Raw genomic sequence first — 19,204 nt, 5'->3', positions numbered from 1 at the left:
CAACAACCTTTAATAAACAAGGCGCTAAAACGCTGCCGGACCACGGCGATTGCGGAGGACAGGGTGGGGACCACGCAACTGGAATCGGTGCCGGAACCGAAGTACTGGCACCTCAAGACCGTGCTCAGCGAGGCGCTGGACTCCGAGTTCGCAGTGGGCGAGATCCTGCCCAACGAACGCGATCTCGCCGCCCGCTTCGGCGTGGCCCGCGCCACGCTCCGGCAGGCTCTGGAACAGCTCGAACTGGAAGGCAGGCTGCAGCGTCGCCGCGGTGTCGGTACGACGGTGGCGCCGCCGCGCATGGGGGTCGCGGTCGGCACCGAGCAGCACATCTGGCCGGGGGCGGCCGGAGACGACTGGCAGCCCGCCGACAGCACGCTGGAGGTCCCGCCCGCGTCCGTCGCCGGGGTCCTGGACACCGGCGCCGACGAGACGGTGCACCTGGTGCGCCGCTCCCGTGTGTCGCACGGCCAGCCCGTCGCCGCGGAGCTGCTCTACGTGCCCGCGTCGTCGGTGCGCGATCTGTCCGCCATCGACGCGCCCGCCGGAGCGGCACGCGCGCGTGCGGTGCTGCGCGAGCTTCAGCGACTGGAGCTGGAGGGCCGGGAGAGCGCCGTCGAGCTCGGCTCGGCCCGCGCGGACGACGCCAAGCAGCTGGACCGGCTCCCCGGGGCGCCCGTCCTGGTCGTCACCACGCGCTATGTCGCCCAGGGCCGCACCGCTGCCCTCTCGGTCGCCACCTACCGTGCGGACACCTGCCGGCTCACCTTCGGTGACTCCGGAGGCGTGGAGATCCACGAAGGCCCCGCACGCCAGGCGTCCTGAGCCCAGTAGCCCGCAGCATCCCTCGCGCCCCGGAACGCCTCCGGGGCGCGGGGCGTTGCATGGTCAGCGGCGCGCCGTGACCGTCCCCTCCACCGCGAACAACTGCTCCTCCACATGGTCGAGCGCCAGCCGCAGCGCCCCTGTCGCGACGGCCGCCTCGCCGAGGAGGGACAGCGTGACCTTCGGCGGCCGCAGACAGTAGCGCGCCAACTCCCGGCGCAGCGGCTCCAGTACGCCGTCAAGACCGGCTGCCCAGCCGCCCACTACGACCAGTTCCGGGTCGAGGGCCAGCACCAGGGCGGCCACGTCATGGACGAGCCGATGGATGAACCGGTCCACGGCCGCGCGGGCCCGCCGGTCGCCCTCGCGCGCGTTGGCGAACACCTCGGCGACCGCCTGTTCGTCGAGCGGGTGCAGCGGCTCGTCCGTGGTGGACAGCAGGGTCTCCGGCGTCGCCTCACGGCCCAGCAGGTGCAGCGCGCCGATCTCACCGGCCGCCCCGCCGAAGCCCCGGTGCAACCGCCCGCCGATCAGCGAACCCGCGCCCGGGCTCAGTCCCGCCAGCACGAACACGATGTCGTCGGACTCGGTGGCGGCGCCCTTCCAGTGCTCGGCCACGGCAGCGGCGTTGGCGTCGTTCTCGACCAGCACCGGGCACTTGAAGGACCGGCTCAGCCGCTCGCCCAGCGGCAGCCCCGACCACTGCGGCAGCGCCGTGCTCAGCCGTACCGTGCCGTCCGCCTCCACGATCCCGGGCGTCGCGGCGCCCACCGCCCGCAGCGAGCCGCGCGCCACCCCGGCCCGGCGCAGCAGCTCGGCGACCGCCGTACGCAGCTTCTCCAGACGCTCGTCGGCGCCGGCCGTCTCCTCGACGTCCTTGGCGATGGAGCCGAGCACCCGGCCGTCGAGGTCGGACAGGAGTGCGGCCACCCGGTGCGGCCCGATGTCCAGGCCCAGCAGATGGCCGGCCTCGGCCCGGAACCGGTACCGCCGGGCCGGCCGCCCCTGGCGCCGCGCGACACCCTCGTCGGCTGCCTTCTCGACGACGTAGCCCGCCCCGATGAGGTCCTCGACCACGCCCTCGACGGTCGGTCGGGACAGTCCGGTCACCCGGGTGATCTCGGTCAGCGTCGCGCAGTCCGTGGCACGCAGCGCGTGCAGCACCACAGCGGAGTTGATCCTTCGCAGCAGCGAGGGATCCCCGCCGGTCAGCCGCCCCACCGTCCGTCCTCCCAGCTCGTGCGCGTGTTGGCCGGATCGTACTCGGCCCGGCGGACCCCGGCGAGTGCCGGGCGACCTGCGGCCCACCGACCGGTCCGTCCAAGCCGCGCCGGGCAGGCGCTTTTGTCCCGGCGCTATCCCGGCGCCACGAACCCCGACTCGTACGCCGCGATCACCGCCTGCGTACGGTCCCGGGCCCCCAGCTTCGCCAGTACGGCGCTCACATGCGACTTCACCGTCTCCGTGCCGACCACCAGCCGGGCCGCGATCTCCGCGTTGGACAACCCACGCGTCATCAGCCGCAGCACCTCCGCCTCCCGCTCGCCGGAGCCGAGACCTCAGAGCCGGACCTCGACCCGCTGTTCACGGCGCTGTCCGGAGTCCTGCCCGGCCAGATCGCGGCGATCAGCTTCGGCGCGATGGCCGTCTCGGCCGAGTACCACGGGGGCGCGCTCCGGCTGTCGCTGTCCGCGGTCCCGCGTCGCGGGCGATGGTTCGCGGCCAAGATGACGGCGATCGCCGTACCGGCCCTGACCGTGGGACTGGCCACGACACTCGCCGCCTTCGCCGTGGGCCGCGCCGGACTCGGCGACGCGGTCGGCGGCCTCAGCGCGGCCGAACAGGTACGCGGTGTCCTGGGCTCCGCGCTCTACCTCACGCTGATGGCCCTGTTCGCGGCCGGACTCACGGCCCTGCTGCGCAGCGGTGTGGCCACGCTGTCCCTGCTGATCCCGTTCGTGCTCGTCGTCTCCTTCGTCATCGGCGACGCGGCCGGAGCTGCCACCGAGTTCCTGCCCGACAAGGCAGGTCAGGTGATCCTGTACGAGACGTACGACGGGACGCTCGGCCCGTGGTCCGGGCTCGCGGTGACCGCGCTGTGGACGGCGGCCGCCCTGCTCGCGGGCGCGTGGAGCGTGCGGAGACGGGACGCCTGACCGAAGGTCGACTGACGCCCCGCCAAATGTCAGTGGTGGCCGGTTTACTGGATCACATGGACATCGCGAAGGACCTCGCCCTGATCGACGGGCTCCGCACCGGGGACATCCCCACGGAGCCCGGCGAAGACGGCTACCGCCAGGCCGTCTTAGGGCTGCGCCAATGGCAGAGCGCGGAGGACTGCTACGCCTACGAGGCGGCCATAGCGGAGCGGTTGACCGAACAGTGGGGAGAACCGTCGCGGTGGGGCACCGCGACGCTCATCGAGCGCGGAGCGCGAGGGGAGCGCATACCCGAGCCGTGGGCCAGGCTCAGCGCCCTGGCGACGGACCTGCGCACATGGGAAGTGGCCGACCGCTGGGTCATCCTGACGGTCATCGACGGGGACGCCGAGCACTGTCCCCAGGTGTACTGCGTCGTCACGACAACGGATCCGCCGTGACCCGCAGCCGGGCGAACTCCTCCGCCATCGTCCGAGCCGTCCAGTGCGCGTTGAGCCCGCTCGGGTTGGGCAGCACCCACACCCGGGTGTCCCCGATCATCCGCTCCTGCGGCCCCACCTGGGCCTTGCGGTCGTCGAAGGCCGCGCGGTACGCCGTCACCCCCACCACCGCCAGCCAGGCCGGCCGCAGCCTGCCGACCTTCGCGGCCAGCAGCCGCCCGCCCTCTCGGTACTCCTCGGCGCCCAGCTCGTCCGCACGAGCCGTCGCCCGCGCCACGACATTGGTGATGCCGAGCCCGTACGACAGCAACTCCCCCTGCTCCGACGGCTTCAGCAGCCTCGGCGTGAACCCGGACAGGTGCAGCACCGGCCAGAAGCGGTTGCCGGGACGGGCGAAGTGATGGCCCGTGGCGGCGGTCATCAGCCCCGGGTTGATGCCACAGAACAGCGCGCGGAGGCCGTCCGCGACGACGTCCGGTACGAGACGGTCGCGGGCGGCCTCCAGCTCCGCGGGGGTGAAGCGCGTCAGAGGATGGCTCCGGGGGTGTAACCGGCCGCCTCCGGACGCTGCTTCACGATCTCCTCGATACGGCCCACGACGGCGGCCACCTGGTCGGCGGCGGCGCCCGTGAAGGACAGCTTGTCGGCCATCAGCGCGTCGAGCCGAGCACGGTCCAGCGGGATGCGCTCGTCCGCGGCCAGCTTGTCGAGCAGTTCATTGCGCTCGGCACCCTGCTCACGCATGGCGAGCGCGGAGGCGACCGCGTTCTCCTTGATCGCCTCGTGCGCGACCTCACGGCCGACGCCCGCCCGCACCGCGCCCATCAGCACCTTGGTGGTGGCGAGGAACGGCAGGTAGCGGTCCAGCTCCCGGGCGACGACGGCGGGGAAGGCACCGAACTCGTCGAGGACGGTCAGGAACGTCTCCAGCAGACCGTCCAGCGCGAAGAAGGCGTCCGGCAGCGCGACCCGGCGCACCACCGAGCAGGACACGTCGCCCTCGTTCCACTGGTCGCCCGCCAGCTCGCCGGTCATCGACGCGTAGCCGCGCAGGATGACCATCAGGCCGTTGACGCGCTCGCAGGAGCGGGTGTTCATCTTGTGCGGCATCGCGGAGGAGCCGACCTGGCCCGGCTTGAATCCCTCGGTGACCAGCTCGTGCCCGGCCATCAGACGGATCGTCTTGGCCAGCGAGGACGGCGCCGCCGCCAGCTGCACCAGCGCGGTGACGACCTCGTAGTCGAGCGAGCGCGGGTAGACCTGGCCGACCGAGGTGAAGGCCTGCGAGAAGCCCAGGTGCCCGGCGATCCGCTGCTCCAGCTCGGCGAGCTTGGCGGCGTCACCGCCGAGCAGGTCCAGCATGTCCTGCGCGGTGCCGACCGGGCCCTTGATGCCGCGCAGCGGGTAGCGGCCGAGCAGCTCCTCGACGCGGCCGTAGGCGACGAGCAGTTCGTCGGCGGCGGTCGCGAAGCGCTTGCCGAGGGTGGTGGCCTGCGCGGCCACGTTGTGCGAGCGGCCGGCCATGACCAGCTCGCCGTACTCGCCCGCGAGCTTGCCGAGGCGGGCGAGGACCGCCACCGTGCGGTCGCGCATCAGTTCCAGCGAGAGCCGGATCTGGAGCTGCTCGACGTTCTCCGTCAGGTCGCGGGAGGTCATGCCCTTGTGCACATGCTCGTGCCCGGCGAGGTCGTTGAACTCCTCGATCCGCGCCTTCACATCGTGCCGGGTGACCTTCTCGCGCTCGGCGATGGAGGCCAGGTCGACCTGGTCGAGGACACGCTCGTAGTCGGCCAGCGCCTGGTCCGGCACCTCGATCCCGAGGTCCTTCTGGGCCCGCAGCACGGCGAGCCAGAGCTGACGCTCCAGCTTCACCTTCTGCTCGGGGGACCAGAGCGTGGCGAGCTCGGTGGAGGCGTAGCGTCCGGCGAGGACGTTCGGGATGCGGGGCTTGGCGGGCGCTGAAGTCACGTGTCCAGATTCTACTGGCGGTTCGTGCAGGCCAGCGCCACGGGCCTGTTCGGTGGAACCTACGAGACCCAGGTCACTGAAGCTCGTACGGCAAGAGGTCCGGCCGCTTCGGCGGCAGGCCGTCGCCCGAGGAGCGGCCGGTGAGGCGGCGGCCGATCCACGGCAGCAGGTGCTGCCGGGCGAACCGGGCGTCCGCGACCCGTCGGCTGAACCAGCCCGGCGGCAGCGAGGCAGGCGGCGGAGTGCGCCACTCCGGGTCCTCCGGCTCGTAGCCGAGGGTCTGCCACACGGCCTCCGCGACCCGGCGGTGACCCTCGGCGGTCAGATGCAGCCGGTCCACGTCCCACAGGCGCGGGTCGCCGAGCGACGGGGCGCCGTAGAGGTCGACGACGAGGGCGCCGTGCCGCGCGGCCAGCTCGTCGACGCAGACGAACAGCTCCTCCATGCGCGGCCGGAACCGCTCGAGCACCGGGCCCTGGCGGCCCGGGCTGCGCATCAGCACCAGCTGCTTGCAGGACGGCGCGAGGCGTTCCACGGCCCCCTCCAGCAGCCCGCGCACCCGGCCCATGTCGCACTTCGGCCGCAGAGTGTCGTTCAGACCGCCGACCAGCGTCACCACGTCGGCCTCCATGGCCGCCGCGACCTCGATCTGCTCCTCGACGATCTGCCCGATCAGCTTGCCCCGCACCGCGAGGTTGGCGTACCGGAAGCCGGGCGACCGGGCCGCCATCCGCGCGGCGAGGAGGTCGGCCCAGCCCCGGTAGGAACCGTCCGGGAGCAGGTCCGACATGCCTTCGGTGAAGGAGTCGCCGACGGCGACCAGGCTGGTGTGTGCGGGGTTCGTCTGCATGGCGGGGCACATGGTATCCCGAGGCGCATACCCGTCGGTCGGTCGGTCCAAGGGTCCCGGGAAGTACCGTCCAAGGGTCCCGGAAAGTACCAAGGAGCCCCCTTCTCACGCCCGCTGCCCGAACAGCTCCCGCAGCACGTCCTCCATGGTCACCAGGCCCGACAGCCGTCCGTCGTCCCCGAGCACCGCCGCGAGGTGCGTACGGCTGCCCCGCATCGCGGTGAGCACGTCGTCCAGCGGTGTGCTCTCCCGTACGCGCGCGATGGGCCGCATGTCCGGCACCCGGAACGGCAGATCCCGCGGCGAGGCGTCCAGCGCGTCCTTCACATGGAGGTAGCCGACGATCCGGCGGGCCTCGTCCACCACCGGGAAGCGGGAGAACCCGGACTCGGCCGACAGGCCCTCCAACTCCTCCGGCGTGACGCCCACGCGCGCGTGGACGACGCGTTCCAGCGGGAGCACGACGTCCCGCACGGGCCGGCGGCCCAGTTCCAGGGCGTCGTGCAGCCGTTCCCGGGCGCGCTCGTCGATCAGGCCCGCCTCGCCCGAAACCCGCACCAGCCGCGCCAGCTCGGCGTCCGAGAAAGTCGCGGTGACCTCGTCCTTGGTCTCCACGCGCAACAGCTTGAGCAGGGCGTTCGCGAAGGCGTTGATGGTGAAGATCACCGGGCGCAGGCCTCGGGACAGAGTCACCAGCGGCGGCCCGAGCAGCAGCGCGCTGCGCGCCGGCTCGGCCAGTGCGATGTTCTTCGGCACCATCTCGCCGAGCAGCATGTGCAGATACGTCGCCAGGGTCAGCGCGATCACGAACGACACCGCGTGTCCCGCGCCCTCCGGCACACCCAGCGCGTGGAACACCGGCTCCAGCAGGTGCTCGATGGCCGGCTCGGCGACCACACCCAGGACCAGGGTGCACAGGGTGATGCCGAGCTGGGCCGCGGCCATCAGCGCGGACACATGCTCCAGGCCCCACAGCACGCTCTTCGCGCGCCGGTCGCCCTGATCGGCGTGCGGCTCGATCTGGCTGCGACGCACGGAGATCAGCGCGAACTCGGCGCCGACGAAGAAGGCGTTGACGACGAGGGTCGCCAGACCGATCAGCAACTGGATCGCGGTCACAGCGTCTCCCCCTTGTCGTCCATGCCGTCAGTGGCGTCATCGAGGGGCGCGTGCAGGAGCACGCGCGCGGCGCGGTGCCCGGAGGCGTCCGTGACGTCCAGCCGCCATCGGGCGACCTGCACGGAGTCACCGACCTCGGGGATCCGGCCGAGCTCGGTCGCCACGAGCCCGGCGAGCGTCTCGTACGGCCCCTCGGGCGCCCTGAGGCCCACGCGCGCGAGCTGGTCGAGGCGAGCCGAGCCGTCGGCCGAGAACAGGGCCCGGCCGCTGTCGTCGCTGCCGGCGGGGGAGAGGTCGGCCGTCTCGTGCGGGTCGTGCTCGTCGCGCACCTCGCCGACGACCTCCTCGACGATGTCCTCCAGCGTGGCCACGCCCGCCGTACCGCCGTACTCGTCGATCACGACGGCCATGGTGCGCTTGCCGGAGAGCCGGTCCAGCAGCCGGTCGACGGTGAGGGTCTCCGGCACGAGCAGCGGCTCGCGCATCAGCTCGGCGACCCGGACCCGGGGCCGCCTTGCGGCGGGTATGGCGAGGACGTCCTTGATGTGCGCGGTGCCGACGACGGCGTCGAGGCTGCCCCGGTAGACGGGGAACCGGGACAGGCCGGTCGCGCGCGTGGCGTTCGCCACGTCCTCGCAGGTCGCCGACGCCTCCAGGGCGATGACCTGCACGCGCGGTGTCATCACGTTCTCCGCGGTCAGGTCCGCGAGGTTGAGGGTCCGCACGAAGAGCTCGGCGGTGTCCGCCTCCAGGATGCCCTCCTTGGCGGAGTGCCGGGCGAGCGCCGCCAGCTCCTGCGGCCCGCGCGCGGAAGCCAGTTCCTCGGCGGGCTCCACGCCGAAGCGGCGGACGATCCGGTTGGCGGTGTTGTTCAGGTGGGTGATGAACGGGCGGAAGGCGGCGCTGAACCAGCGCTGCGCGTTGCCCACGCGCTTGGCCATCGCCAGCGGCGAGGAGATCGCCCAGTTCTTCGGCACCAGTTCGCCGACGACCATCAGGACGACCGTGGACAGCGCGGTGCCGATCACCAGGGCGATCGAACTCGCCGTGGAGGAGGAGACGCCGAGCGACTCCAGCGGCCCCGCGAGCAGCCGGGCGATGGACGGCTCCGCGAGCATGCCGACCACCAGGTTGGTGACGGTGATGCCGAGCTGTGCGCCGGAGAGTTGGAAGGTCAGATTCCGTACAGCCTTCAAGGCCCCGGAGGCGCCCCGCTCGCCGCGTTCCACGGCCGCTTCGAGCTCGCCGCGCTCGACGGTGGTGAGCGAGAACTCGGCGGCGACGAAGGCACCACAGACCACCGAGAGCAGGATCGCCACCAGCAGCAGGAGCACTTCGGTCATCGGGTCACCTCCGTCCCATGATCGGACAGGGTGGGAAGGAGCGCGCGATGTCGCGTACTGGGAGGCTCGCCCATGGGCGGACGCTCACACACCTTTCGTCGGAGGATCGGGAGTCGGTCCTCCAAGGGTAAAGGACGAGCAAAGAGGGTCAGTCGGCGAGCGGCTTGACCCAGCGCAGCCACTGGTCCTGGGGGGCGTATCCCGCCGCCCGCCAGGCGTGGTGCGCCCGTTCGTTGCGCTGGAGCACCATGGCGTCCCCGCGCCGTCCGCCGAGCCGTACGAAGCGCTCCTCGGCGGCGGCGAGCAGCGCCGTGCCGATGCCCTGGCGACGGTGGCCCGGGTGCACCGCGAGCCGGTACAGATGGCAGCGCCAGCCGTCGAAGCCCGCGATCACCGTGCCGACCAGCTCGCCGCCGCGCTCGGCCAGGATCAGTGCCTCGGGGTCCCGGCCGACGAGCCGCTCCACCCCGTCCCGGTCGTCGCTGATGCTCGTGCCCTCGGCGGCCACTTTCCAAAACGCCAGCACGGTGTCCAGATCCCCGGGCCCGGCGGGCCGTATCCGCAGTTCAGTCATGTGACGATCACACCACGGGTGGCCCGCCGAGAGCCCGGAATTCCGGTATCCGGATGCTCACTCGTGCGCGATGGCCGCCAGCACGTTCATCCGCGAGGCGCGCAGCGCGGGCAGCAGGGCCGCCACGATGCCCACCACCGCCGAGCCGATCACCACCGCGACGATCGTGCCCCAGGGAATCGCCAGCGCGGTCATGCCCTGGAGGGCCAGCACCTGCTGGGTGCACACGCCCCACACCAGGCCGAGCCCGAGCCCGAGCACCGCCCCGAACACCGCGATCACGACCGACTCCAGCCGGATCATCCGGCGCAGTTGGACCCGGGACAGGCCGATCGCCCGCAGCAGCCCGATCTCCCGGGTCCGCTCCACGACCGACAGGGCGAGGGTGTTGACCACACCGAGCACCGCGATGACGATCGCCAGCCCGAGCAGCGCGTACACCAGGTACAGCAGGACGGCGATCTGGTCGCGCACCAGCTCCTTGTAGTCGGCGAGGTCCCTGACCTGTACCTGGGGATACGGGTCGAGCGTCTCCTCCAGGTTCGCGCGCAGGTCGTCGGCGCTGGTGCCGGAGGCCGCGTTGACGTACACCGCGGACTCCTGGCCGCCCGGCGCGTACCGCTCCAGCGTGCCCAGGCCGAAGTACATGCCGCCCTGGGTGCCGAACCCGTCGGCGGAGTCCTGGTCGGTCAGCGCCGCCACCGTCAGCTCGGCCGTGCGCCCGCCCTGGAACTCGACGGGGACGGTGCTGCCGACGCGCACCCCGTGGTCCTGCGCGAACTCCCGGTCCATGGCCATGTGGCCGTCGGCCAGCGCGGTGGCCGTATCGCCTTGCGCGTAGGTGATGTTGGCGACCTCGTCGAGCTGCGGATCGTAGCCCGCCGCGGTCGTCTCGACGCGGTCGCCGTCGGGGAACCGTGCCGCGATCGTCGTGAGCTGGGAGCGGACCACCAGGCCGACGCCCTCCGTGTCGCGGACCTTCTCGGTGATCTCCCGCGGGAAGGGCACGAAGTTGGTGTTCTGCACGACGAAGTCGGCGCCCAGCGTCTTGTCGATCTGCTCGTCGAACGACTTGGTCATCGAGGCGCTCGCCACCGACATCCCGCCGACCAGCGCGAGCCCCACCATCAGCGCGGCCGCGGTGGCGCCCGTACGGCGTGGATTGCGCAGGGCGTTGCGCTGGCTCATCCGGCCGATCGAGCCGAACAGCGCCGGGAAGGCCCCGCCCAGGACCCGGATCACGGGCCGCACCAGCAGGGGCCCCGCGATGACGGTCGCGATCAGGGTGAGCAGCACGCCGAGGCCGAGCAGGGAGGCGGACGAGGAGGTCTTGGAGGCGGTGGCGCATCCCACGAGCGCCGCCGCGCCGAGTGCCCCGACAACGGTGCCCACCACCGCGCGCATCCGCAGCGGCCGGCCCACCCCGGCGATCTCGGCGTCCGCCAGTGCCGCCATCGGGGAGACGGCAGCGGCGCGCCGGGCCGGGAGGTAGGCGGCGACGAAGGTGACGCCGAGGCCGACGACGTACGCCGAGACCGGGGTCGCCCAGCCGATCACCATGTCCGCCGAGCGGATGTTCATGCCGAGCAGGCCCATCAGCTCTATCAGCCCGATGGCGAGACCGATCCCGGTGGCCAGCCCCAGCGAGGCGCCGACCAGACCCAGCAGGAACGCCTCGGTGAGGACCGAGCGCCGCACCTGGCGCCGGTCCGCGCCGAGCGCGCGCAGCAGGCCCAGTTCGCGAGTGCGCTGGGCGATCAGCATCGAGAAGGTGTTGACGATCAGGAACACCCCGACCAGCACGGCGACCCCGGCGAAGCCGAGCATCACGTACTTGATGATGTCGAGGAATCCGCCCAGTTGCTCCACGTCCGACTCGGCCTGTTCGTCGGCCGTGCGGAAGTCGTAGGTGTTCGCGCCGAGCGCGGCGGCCACGCGCTGTTTGAGCTGTGGGTCGCTGACGCCCTCCGCGGCGTCGACGGAGATGCTGGTGGCGGCGTCCGCGTCGCCGAGCAACCTGGTCTGCGCGGTCGGGGTGTCGAAGAAGATCAGTGCGGCGCCGGGGTTGGTGGTGGTGAAGGTGGCGATGCCGACGACCTCGACCTTGAACGAGCCCGGTGCGGCGATGACGGTGAGCGTGTCGCCGATGCCGACGTCCTTGCTGTCGGCGGTGTCCGCGTCGATCAGCACCTGGTCCGCACCCTCGGGGGCGTGACCGGACGTCAGCTCGACCGGACTGCGGTCGGTGGGGTTCCAGTTGGTGCCGATGGTGGGGGCGCCGGTGGTCGGGCCGACGGACTCGTTGTCCTCGTCGGCGACGGTGATGCCCTCCACGTCCACGTCAAGGCGTGCGGCCTCGGCGCCCTCGACCCGGGCCGCCCGGTCCACCAGCGAGGCCGGCAGGGTGGGCGTGAATCCGGAGGGCAGCGACTCGTCGAGGTTCTCCTTCGGGCTGACCGTGACATCGGCCGCGGTCGAGGCGAAGAGCCGGTCGAAGGTACGGCTGACCGTGTCCGAGAAGATCAGGCTGCCCGCGACGAACGCGACGGACAGGATCACCGCGAGGGCGGAGAGCAGCAGCCGCCCCTTGTGGGCGAGGAAGCTGCGCAGGGTCGCCTTGAGCACCGGGTCAGTCCTCCTCGGAGTCGGCGGCGCCCCGGATCACGTCGAACCGTTTCATCCGCTCCAGCACCGCCTCGGCCGTAGGGCGGGCCATCTCGTCGACGATCCGTCCGTCCCCGAGGAAGAGCACCAGGTCGGAGTGGGCGGCGGCGCCGGGGTCGTGGGTGACCATGACGACGGTCTGCCCGAGCTGGTCCACGGCGTCGCGCAGAAAGCCGAGCACCTCCAGACCGGCCCGTGAGTCGAGGTTGCCGGTGGGCTCGTCGGCGAAGATCAGCTCGGGGCGGGAGGCGAGGGCGCGGGCGCAGGCGACACGCTGCTGCTGGCCGCCGGAGAGCTGGGCGGGCCGGTGCCTGAGGCGGTCCCGCAGACCGAGTGTGTCGATGACCTGGTCCAGCCACTTCTCGTCGGGCTTCTGGCCGGCGATGTCCATGGGCAGGGTGATGTTCTCGGCGGCGTTCAGCGTCGGGATGAGGTTGAACGACTGGAACATGAATCCGATCCGGTCCCGGCGCAGCCGCGTCAGCTCGCGTTCCCTCAGGCCCGTGATCTCGGTGTCGCCGAGCCACACCTGCCCGGCCGAGACATTGTCCAGCCCGGCGAGACAGTGCATCAGCGTGGACTTCCCGGAACCGGAGGGACCCATCACCGCGGTGAAGCGGCCGCGCGCGATCTCCACGTCCACCGCGTCCAGGGCCAGCACCGTCGTCTCGCCCGAGCCGTACGCCTTGGTCAGACCGCGGGCCCGGGCCGCGATCCCGTCGGCCGAGTCGTGCGCCGAAGCAGGAGTGGACAAGGCTGCCTCCTCGGTCCTGGACATCGCGACTTCCTTGCCAGGCCCGAGCGTAGTGTGACCAGGCGCACACCGGACATCCTTCTTGGGTCCGAGCCGGTCTCCACCCCAGGAATGACCCCCTTGCCCTGCTAGCGTCTTGGCGCTAGCTTCGATGCATGGCGAAGACTCAGCTGAACGTACGCGTGGACGAGGGCACCGCCCGCGCGGCCCGCGAACGTGCCCTCGCGCGCGGCATGAGCGTCAACCGCTACATCGAGGAACTGGTCCGACAGGACACCGGCGAGGTCGGCCACACCTTCGTGGAGGCCGCCGCCGACTTCATGAAGCAGTACGAGTCCGTGTTCGCCGAGGAGTTCGGCGCCGAGCGCGAAGGCCGTCGTTGATCCGTTGAGCAATCTCAGGATCGACCTCGCCTGGCTGCTGATGCTCGCCGAACAGAACACCCCCGGCGACCCGCAGGTCACCGACTGGGGCGCGCTGATCGCCGCCGTCGCCCGCCACGAGGCCGAGATATTCGACGTCCCCGTCTACGACACCCCGCCCGCCCGCGCCGCCGCCCTGCTCCAACTGCTCATCCACGTCCCGGCGTTGGAGCGCTCCAACGCCCTGTTCGCCTCCGCCGTGGCGTACGCCTATCTGGTCGCCAGCGGCCTGAAGGTCGTCACCTCGCCGGTACAGGTCCGTGAACTGGCCCGGCTGGTCAAGACCGGCGAGGCCACGGTGCAGGACATCGCGGACGAGCTGCGGCAGTGGTGCGAGTGATTCAGTCCTTGACCACGGGCCGCCACGCCGTGCCCAGCACGCAGTACGAGGACGGCAGCGTCGGCCCCTTCTCCGGGATCAGCATCCGCCGGTAGGGGCCGAGTTCGAACCCGGCGTCGCGCAGCGAGGCGATCGGCTCCCGGCCGACATGGCAGCCGCCGCTCAGCAGCGGCCACACCGTCCGGTCCAGGGCCTGCTGGGTGAAGGTCATCACGCGTCCGCCGCCCCGGCCGTGCTCGAAGAACCGCACGACACCGCCGGGCCGCAGCACTCGCCGGATCTCCGCGAGCGAGCGCGGCACATCACGGACGCTGCACAGCACCAGCGAGACCACCACCGCGTCGAACGCCTCGCTCTTGACCGGCAGGGCCTCCGCCGCACCGGGCACCACGTCGACCGGCACGTCGGCGCGCAGGGCCGCCTCCACGGCCAACTTCCGCAGCACCCGCTCCGGTTCGATCGCCACGACCTCCGAGACGGTGCTCGGATAGTGGGCGAAGTTCAGGCCGTTGCCCGCGCCGATCTCGATCACCCGCCCGGAAAGACCGGAGAGCAGTCGGTCGCGTACGGCGCCCATGCCGAGCTTCGACTCGGCGCTCACGCTGATGCGGGCGTAGTAGCGGGCGAACAGCGGATGGTGCACGGCATCCCGCGGCACCTTGCCGGTACCGGCGGACCGAAGCGGCATGGGGGACCTCCCGGGCAGGACGGACACTACCCCGATTGTCCCCCCGACCGCCCCCGCGCACCCCCGCTGTGCTCAGGCGATGAAGTCGCGCACCTGTTCGTAGACGCCGTAGTCGTTGTTCATGTCGGTGTGCGAGATGCAGCCGACCTCGACGTTGGTAGCCCCGCTGAGGATCGCGGTGGTGTCCGGGGTGAGCGCGTCGTCGCAGTTCGACCAGTAGCTGGCGTAGGAGACGCTGCCCGGGGTCTCGTCACCGGAGTTCAGCGCGGTGAGGAAGGAGCTGCCGGTGTACATCTCGGCGCACGAGGTGTACAGCCACGCGCACCATGAGGCGGTGGTCGTGCCATGGTGGGTGCCGGCCGTCGAGACGAAGTCGTCGACGTACGCCGTCCCGCCGAGGTTCTTGAGGTAGTAGCGGGAGCTGAGCGCGCCCATGGAGTGCACGACCAGGTCCACCTTGGCGGCACCGGTCTGCGCGCGCACGGTGTTGATGTAACTGGAGAGCTGGCCCGCGGTGGTGACGTTCGACTGGGACCAGCTGTACGACCAGGCGTACAGCTCCGAGGAGGTGTAGCCGTCCGCCTTGAAGTCGGCGATCCAGTCGTCCCAGCTGCTCGCCGAGCTGCTCAGACCGTGTACGAACACGACCGGGTTGTGGGTCGCCGCCCGGGCGGGTGTGGGGGAGAGCGAGAGAGCCAGAAGGAGCGATGCGGCCGCGGCCGAGACGGCCGTGGCGATGCGACGCGCGGTGCGCTGCATGGGTGCCTCCTGAGGCATGTGGGGTCGCCAGGAGTGTCGGGCAGGGTCTACGCGCGCCGCATCGGCGAAATCGCCGGTCTTTACTGGTCAATTAACTCACCAGTAACGTCGTTGGTGTGGTGACCCCGGTGAACCCCCCGCCTCTCGACCGCACTTCGACACCGCGGCTCACGGACGCGTGGCAGCACCTGGCCCCGACCCTCCCCGAGCCCGTCCGAGTGCGCGTCCTGCGCGCGGTGTACGGCGATCCGCGCGCCGCCGCCGAGGCCGTACCGAGACTGACCGCGCGGCAGACGGCCGGGCTCGACCCGCTCCCGACGGAACCCGCCGAACTGGCGCCCGCGTTCCTCTACGCGCATCGAGCGGAGATCCGCGCCCTGCCCGACGACACCCGGCTGCTGTTGCTGCTGGCTGCGGCCGACCAGTACCCGGTCGCCACCCACGCCTTCCTGCGCGCCATCACCGCCGCCCGCCTCGACACCCGCCCGCTGGAGGCCGCCGAGTCGGCCGGTGTCGCCCACGCCGGAGGGAGCGGGGTCGTCTTCCGCGACGCGTGGACACGCATCGCCGCCTTCGAGACCGGGAGTCCGACGGACCGGCGTGATGTGCACCGGCTGCTGGCGCGGGTGCTGCACGGTGCCGGGGAGACGCCCCGGCGCTCCTGGCACCGGGGCGCGGGCGCGCTCGGGCCGAGCGGGCGGCTGGCGGCGGAACTCGGGGAGGCGGCGCGTACGGCGGAGCAGACGGGACGCCTCACCCTGGCACGCGCCCTGGCCGAACGCGCCGCCACCCTCTGCCCCGACCCACCCGAGCAGACCCGCCTGCTGGCGCGCGCCGCCGACTACGCCTGGCACTCGGGGGACAGCGACCGCGCCCGCCACCTGAACACCGCCACAGCCCTGACCGGCGTTGTGGCCCTGAGGGCGGGGAACGCGACGGACGCCTTCGACGCGTTGCTCGGAGAAGCGGGACGGGAACAGGGCGGACGCGCGACCCACCTCCTCGCCCGAGCCACCGAAGCCTCCATCTACACAGGTGACTTGCGCCGGCTTCGGGAGGCCGCCCGGGTCGCCGAGCGACTCGGTGTCGCGGTGCCCGGCACGCTGGGCGGGCTGGTGGCGGCCTTCGAGGGCCGGTACGCCGACGCACGGGACCTGCTGGAGGCGGCGGCCGGACGCTGCGGTCCCGGCGGCGACCCCACCCTCCTCATCCACGCCGGTATCGCCGCCCTGCTCCTCGGCGACCACACCCGCGCCGCCGGCGCCACCGTCCGCGCCGCCGACTCCGCGCGTGCCCGGGGCACGACGGTCGCCGTGGCCCAGGCGATGGAGTTCCGGGCGTACGCGGACTTCTGGACCGGCCGCCCCCGGGCCGGCGAGGCCGCCGCGACCGACGCCCTGTGGCAGGCCCACGCCACCGGCCAGGACAACGGGGCCTGCCATCTCCAGGCCGCCCTCGCGATGTTCGCGGCTCTCACCGGCGACGCGGACGTGTGCCGTGAACGCGCCGGCACGGCACGGAGCCTGTTGCGTTTTGGAGTTCGCACCGCTGGAACTGTTGGATGAGTCCATGGCGAAGGGCTTCCGTCGGGTCGACCGCGACCAACAGTTCCTCCTCCCGGTCGACATGCGGGAATGGTTGCCCCAAGACCATGTCGTCTGGATCCTGTTGGAGGTCGTGGATCACCTCGACCTGTCCAGGATCGAGTCCCGGTATGCACTCGGCGGGAGGGGGCGCCGGGCGTACGACCCGCGGATGATGCTCGTACTTCTGATCTACGCCTATGCGGACGGGGTGCGGTCGTCCCGGCAGATCGAGCGGCTGTGCCGAACCGACGTGGCCATGCGCGTTATCTGCGGGCTGCAGGTCCCCGACCACACCGCCATAGCCCGCTTCCGGCAGTTGCACCAGGACTCGGTGAGGGACCTGTTCACGCAGGTGCTGCTGGTGTGCGCGAAGGCCGGGCTGGGACGGCTGGGCACGATAGCAATCGACGGCACCAAGATCGCGGCAAACGCATCCCGGTATGCATCCTGCCGCCGCGAATGGCTGCAGGAACAGGTCGCCGCGATCACCGCCGAGGCCGCCGCTGCTGATGAGGCCGAGGACGCCAGGTTCACAGCCCGAGCGAAAGACACCGAGACACCACAGCAACTTCGGGGCCGACAGGACCGCGAGCGCCGACTGCACAGAGCCTTGGAAGAGGTGCTCGCCGAGGAGGCCGCGCGCGGACTCGACGCCAAAGCGATCGCAACCAAACACGAGGAATTCCTCGAGCGCACCCGGCGCGGGGACAACACAGTAGGCACCCGCCCGGTGGGAGTGGACCCGCTGGCTGTTGCCGAAGCCCGGCTGCAGGCCGCTCAAGATCGTCTGGCGCGCGAGAAGGCTGCCAAACGTGAGCAGATCGAAGCGATGCGAGAAAGGATCCGGCTCTTCGAGGCCGGCCACGGACCCAAGCCTGTGCTCGGGCCGTTCAGCTTCGACGAGAACCGTGGACGCGAAGTTGCCCGCGCCAAGCGGTGGGTGGTCCGGGCCGAGAACGAACTGGCGAGGGCCCGCTCGGCCCGGGAGAACGCCATGGACCAGGCCACTGTGACTACCGCGCAGATCACACCCGGCGGCGGCAAACGCGGGCCACGGGGCAACAGTGTCAAAGACAGGTCGGCACAGGTCCGGCGCAACGTCACCGATCCCGATAGCCGACAGATGCAAGGGGCCGACGGCGGCGCTCTGCAGGGTTACAACGCCCAGTTGGCCGTCGGGGCTGACGGATTGATCATGGCCTGCGAACTTGTCCAGGACAGCAACGACCGGCGACAACTCAAGCCGATGATGCCCGTGGCTGTCGCGGCAGCCCTCGCCGTCCACCAGGCCCGCTGCCCGCGTCAATGCCCGGATCTGGGCGGGTGCTGCATCGAAGCGTGCGCATCACCCACAGGAGCCGGGATCATGTCTGCGTCCGGGTGCAGTCAGACGTCGTGCCCTTGCACGCTGGACTGGATCGGCACGCTCTTGTTCGACAGCGGCTACTGGAGCGAGGAGAACCTGAACGCCCCCGGGCCCGACCGCCTCATCGCACCAGGAAAGGCCCGGGATCTGCCCCAGGTGGATCACAATGTGAAGCCCCCGCCCGAGGATGCCGACGCTACAACCTGGATGCTTTACCGCCTCGCCACCGAAGACGGATCGACGACCTACAAGCGCCGGGCCGCCACCGTCGAGCCGGTCAACGGCCAGCTCAAGGACCGTATTCGCCTACGCCGGTTCGCCCGCCGAGGGCGGGCGGCCTGCCAGTCCGAACTGGAACTCGCTGCGCTGGTGCTCAACCTCCGCAAGTTTTGCCGACTGGACCCCGTCTTCGGGCAGCAGCCCTGGCCGCCTGAGGGGAATCCAGCCGACAGGAAGCCGGTGCCGGCGTCCGCAGCCACGAGGACAGACAGCCATGCGCTTGAGACGACCGGGGCGTCCGGGCCGGATGTGGTGTCCCACTGCTACTGCGCAGTCAGAACGAAAACGCAACAGGCTCACGGTCGTACGCCCTCGCCCATGGCCTGGGTCTGCCCGCGGCCCTCGCACAGTGGGCGCTCGCCTTCCTGGACCTGGGCAGTGGCCGGTTCGCCGCGGCGGCGGCCCGGCTGCGGGCGCTGGCCGGGTTCGGCCCGGGCCACGGTCACCGGGCGATCCGCCACCTGGCCACTCCGCACTATGTCGAGGCCGCCGTACGCACCGGCGACACCCGGATCGCCCGGGTGGCCCACGCCGACTACCACCGCTGGGCCACCGCCGTCGGCAGCGCCGACGACCTCGCCCTGAGTGCCCGCTGCCGCGCGCTTCTCACGCCCGGCGCCGAGGCCGTAGAGCACTACCGCGCCGCGCTCGGCCTGCACGGACGCGGCACCCGCGACTTCGAACGCGCCCGCACGGAGCTGCTGTTCGGCAGCGCGCTGCGCCGACTGCGACGCCGCACGGAAGCGCGGGACCGGCTGCACAGCGCGCTGGAGGCGTTCGAGTCCTTCGGCGCCCCGCACTGCGCGGACCGGGCCCGCGCCGAACTGCGCGCCCTCGGCGCCCCCGCGGACCCCGCGCCCTGCGGTCCCGACGACCCCACCGCCCGGCTCACCGCGCAACAGCTCCTGGTGGCCAGGATGGCCGCCGAGGGCGCCACGAACCGCGAGATCGCGGCCCGGCTCGCACTGAGCCCCCGGACGATCGACCATCATCTGCGCGGTGTGTTCACACGGTTGGGCATCCGGTCCCGGATCGAACTGGTGCGGCTGCTCGCCGAGAAGGCATGAC

Annotated in this window: 15 protein-coding genes and 5 pseudogenes; 8 read left to right on the top strand and 12 right to left on the bottom strand. The window is 71.6% G+C overall.

Annotated features, from left to right (window positions below; all coding sequences use genetic code 11):
• Positions 1-63 precede the first annotated feature (63 nt).
• Positions 64-825 (top strand): GntR family transcriptional regulator, encoded by a 762-nt coding sequence (locus tag H4N64_RS13930; protein ID WP_186282598.1) that lies wholly within the window; start codon positions 64-66, stop codon positions 823-825.
• A 63-nt stretch (positions 826-888) separates the two neighbouring features.
• On the opposite strand, the gene H4N64_RS13925 is transcribed toward H4N64_RS13930, so the two are convergent.
• Positions 889-2,046, bottom strand: coding sequence for an ROK family protein (locus tag H4N64_RS13925; RefSeq protein WP_186282597.1), 1,158 nt, complete (start codon positions 2,044-2,046; stop codon positions 889-891).
• A gap of 134 nt (positions 2,047-2,180) precedes the next feature.
• Positions 2,181-2,369: pseudogene (locus H4N64_RS13920) on the bottom strand (response regulator transcription factor); the annotation flags it as partial.
• On the opposite strand from H4N64_RS13920, the pseudogene H4N64_RS13915 reads away from it, so the two are divergent.
• Positions 2,367-2,981: pseudogene (locus H4N64_RS13915) on the top strand (ABC transporter permease); the annotation flags it as partial. The pseudogenes H4N64_RS13920 and H4N64_RS13915 sit on opposite strands and share 3 nt — an antisense overlap.
• A gap of 56 nt (positions 2,982-3,037) precedes the next feature.
• Complete coding sequence (locus H4N64_RS13910) at positions 3,038-3,424, top strand: hypothetical protein (RefSeq protein ID WP_186282596.1); 387 nt, start codon at positions 3,038-3,040, stop codon at positions 3,422-3,424.
• On the opposite strand, the gene mug is transcribed toward H4N64_RS13910, so the two are convergent.
• From mug to H4N64_RS13870, 8 genes are all read right to left on the bottom strand, one after another.
• Positions 3,402-3,953, bottom strand: coding sequence for a G/U mismatch-specific DNA glycosylase (gene mug / locus H4N64_RS13905; protein ID WP_186282673.1), 552 nt, complete (start codon positions 3,951-3,953; stop codon positions 3,402-3,404). The genes H4N64_RS13910 and mug overlap by 23 nt on opposite strands.
• Positions 3,950-5,392, bottom strand: a complete 1,443-nt coding sequence (gene purB, locus H4N64_RS13900; protein ID WP_186282595.1) for an adenylosuccinate lyase — start codon at positions 5,390-5,392, stop codon at positions 3,950-3,952. Before purB ends, mug begins: the two co-directional genes overlap by 4 nt.
• 73 nt (positions 5,393-5,465) lie before the next feature.
• On the bottom strand, positions 5,466-6,242 hold the full coding sequence (locus H4N64_RS13895) for an SGNH/GDSL hydrolase family protein (RefSeq protein WP_186282594.1): 777 nt from the start codon (positions 6,240-6,242) through the stop codon (positions 5,466-5,468).
• A 105-nt stretch (positions 6,243-6,347) separates the two neighbouring features.
• A complete protein-coding gene (locus tag H4N64_RS13890) occupies positions 6,348-7,361 on the bottom strand; it encodes a CNNM domain-containing protein (RefSeq protein ID WP_186282593.1) in 1,014 nt (337 codons plus the stop codon).
• Positions 7,358-8,704: a hemolysin family protein gene (locus H4N64_RS13885; protein WP_186282592.1), complete on the bottom strand. Its 1,347-nt coding sequence runs from the start codon at positions 8,702-8,704 to the stop codon at positions 7,358-7,360. Before H4N64_RS13885 ends, H4N64_RS13890 begins: the two co-directional genes overlap by 4 nt.
• Before the next feature lie 148 nt (positions 8,705-8,852).
• Entirely contained in the window at positions 8,853-9,278 is a 426-nt protein-coding gene (locus tag H4N64_RS13880; RefSeq protein WP_186282591.1) for a GNAT family N-acetyltransferase, read from the bottom strand.
• Between the two features lie 57 nt (positions 9,279-9,335).
• Positions 9,336-11,903, bottom strand: a complete 2,568-nt coding sequence (locus H4N64_RS13875; protein ID WP_186282590.1) for an FtsX-like permease family protein — start codon at positions 11,901-11,903, stop codon at positions 9,336-9,338.
• Positions 11,904-11,907: 4 nt separating this feature from the next.
• The gene (locus H4N64_RS13870; protein WP_186282589.1) at positions 11,908-12,720 is read right to left on the bottom strand and encodes an ABC transporter ATP-binding protein; all 813 of its coding nucleotides are present in this window, start codon (positions 12,718-12,720) and stop codon (positions 11,908-11,910) included.
• A 131-nt stretch (positions 12,721-12,851) separates the two neighbouring features.
• Here H4N64_RS13870 and H4N64_RS13865 point away from each other — a divergent pair, with 131 nt between their 5' ends.
• Positions 12,852-13,079 carry an antitoxin gene (locus H4N64_RS13865; RefSeq protein WP_186282588.1) on the top strand — a complete coding sequence of 76 codons (228 nt, stop codon included), beginning with the start codon at positions 12,852-12,854 and terminating at the stop codon, positions 13,077-13,079.
• A gap of 4 nt (positions 13,080-13,083) precedes the next feature.
• Positions 13,084-13,458 (top strand): fic family toxin-antitoxin system, toxin component, encoded by a 375-nt coding sequence (locus H4N64_RS13860; protein WP_186282587.1) that lies wholly within the window; start codon positions 13,084-13,086, stop codon positions 13,456-13,458.
• A 1-nt stretch (position 13,459) separates the two neighbouring features.
• Here H4N64_RS13860 and H4N64_RS13855 read toward each other — a convergent pair whose 3' ends face one another.
• On the bottom strand, positions 13,460-14,146 hold the full coding sequence (locus H4N64_RS13855; RefSeq protein ID WP_186282586.1) for a class I SAM-dependent methyltransferase: 687 nt from the start codon (positions 14,144-14,146) through the stop codon (positions 13,460-13,462).
• Positions 14,147-14,218: 72 nt separating this feature from the next.
• Positions 14,219-14,905, bottom strand: coding sequence for an esterase/lipase family protein (locus H4N64_RS13850; protein WP_186282585.1), 687 nt, complete (start codon positions 14,903-14,905; stop codon positions 14,219-14,221).
• Between the two features lie 116 nt (positions 14,906-15,021).
• Between H4N64_RS13850 and H4N64_RS13845 the strand changes: the two are divergent.
• The 3 pseudogenes from H4N64_RS13845 to H4N64_RS13835 all read left to right on the top strand — a co-directional run.
• A pseudogene (locus tag H4N64_RS13845) lies at positions 15,022-16,428 on the top strand (LuxR family transcriptional regulator); the annotation flags it as partial.
• A 46-nt stretch (positions 16,429-16,474) separates the two neighbouring features.
• A pseudogene (locus H4N64_RS46740) lies at positions 16,475-18,235 on the top strand (transposase); the annotation flags it as partial.
• A gap of 194 nt (positions 18,236-18,429) precedes the next feature.
• Positions 18,430-19,203 (top strand): annotated as a pseudogene (locus tag H4N64_RS13835) (LuxR C-terminal-related transcriptional regulator); the annotation flags it as partial.
• Position 19,204: the final 1 nt, after the last annotated feature.

This window comes from Streptomyces cupreus (genome assembly GCF_014257025.1).
Classification (GTDB): Bacteria; Actinomycetota; Actinomycetes; order Streptomycetales; family Streptomycetaceae; genus Streptomyces; species Streptomyces cupreus.
The sequence above is the reverse complement of the archived record's forward strand: the minus strand, read 5'-3'. Positions and strand labels throughout refer to the sequence as shown.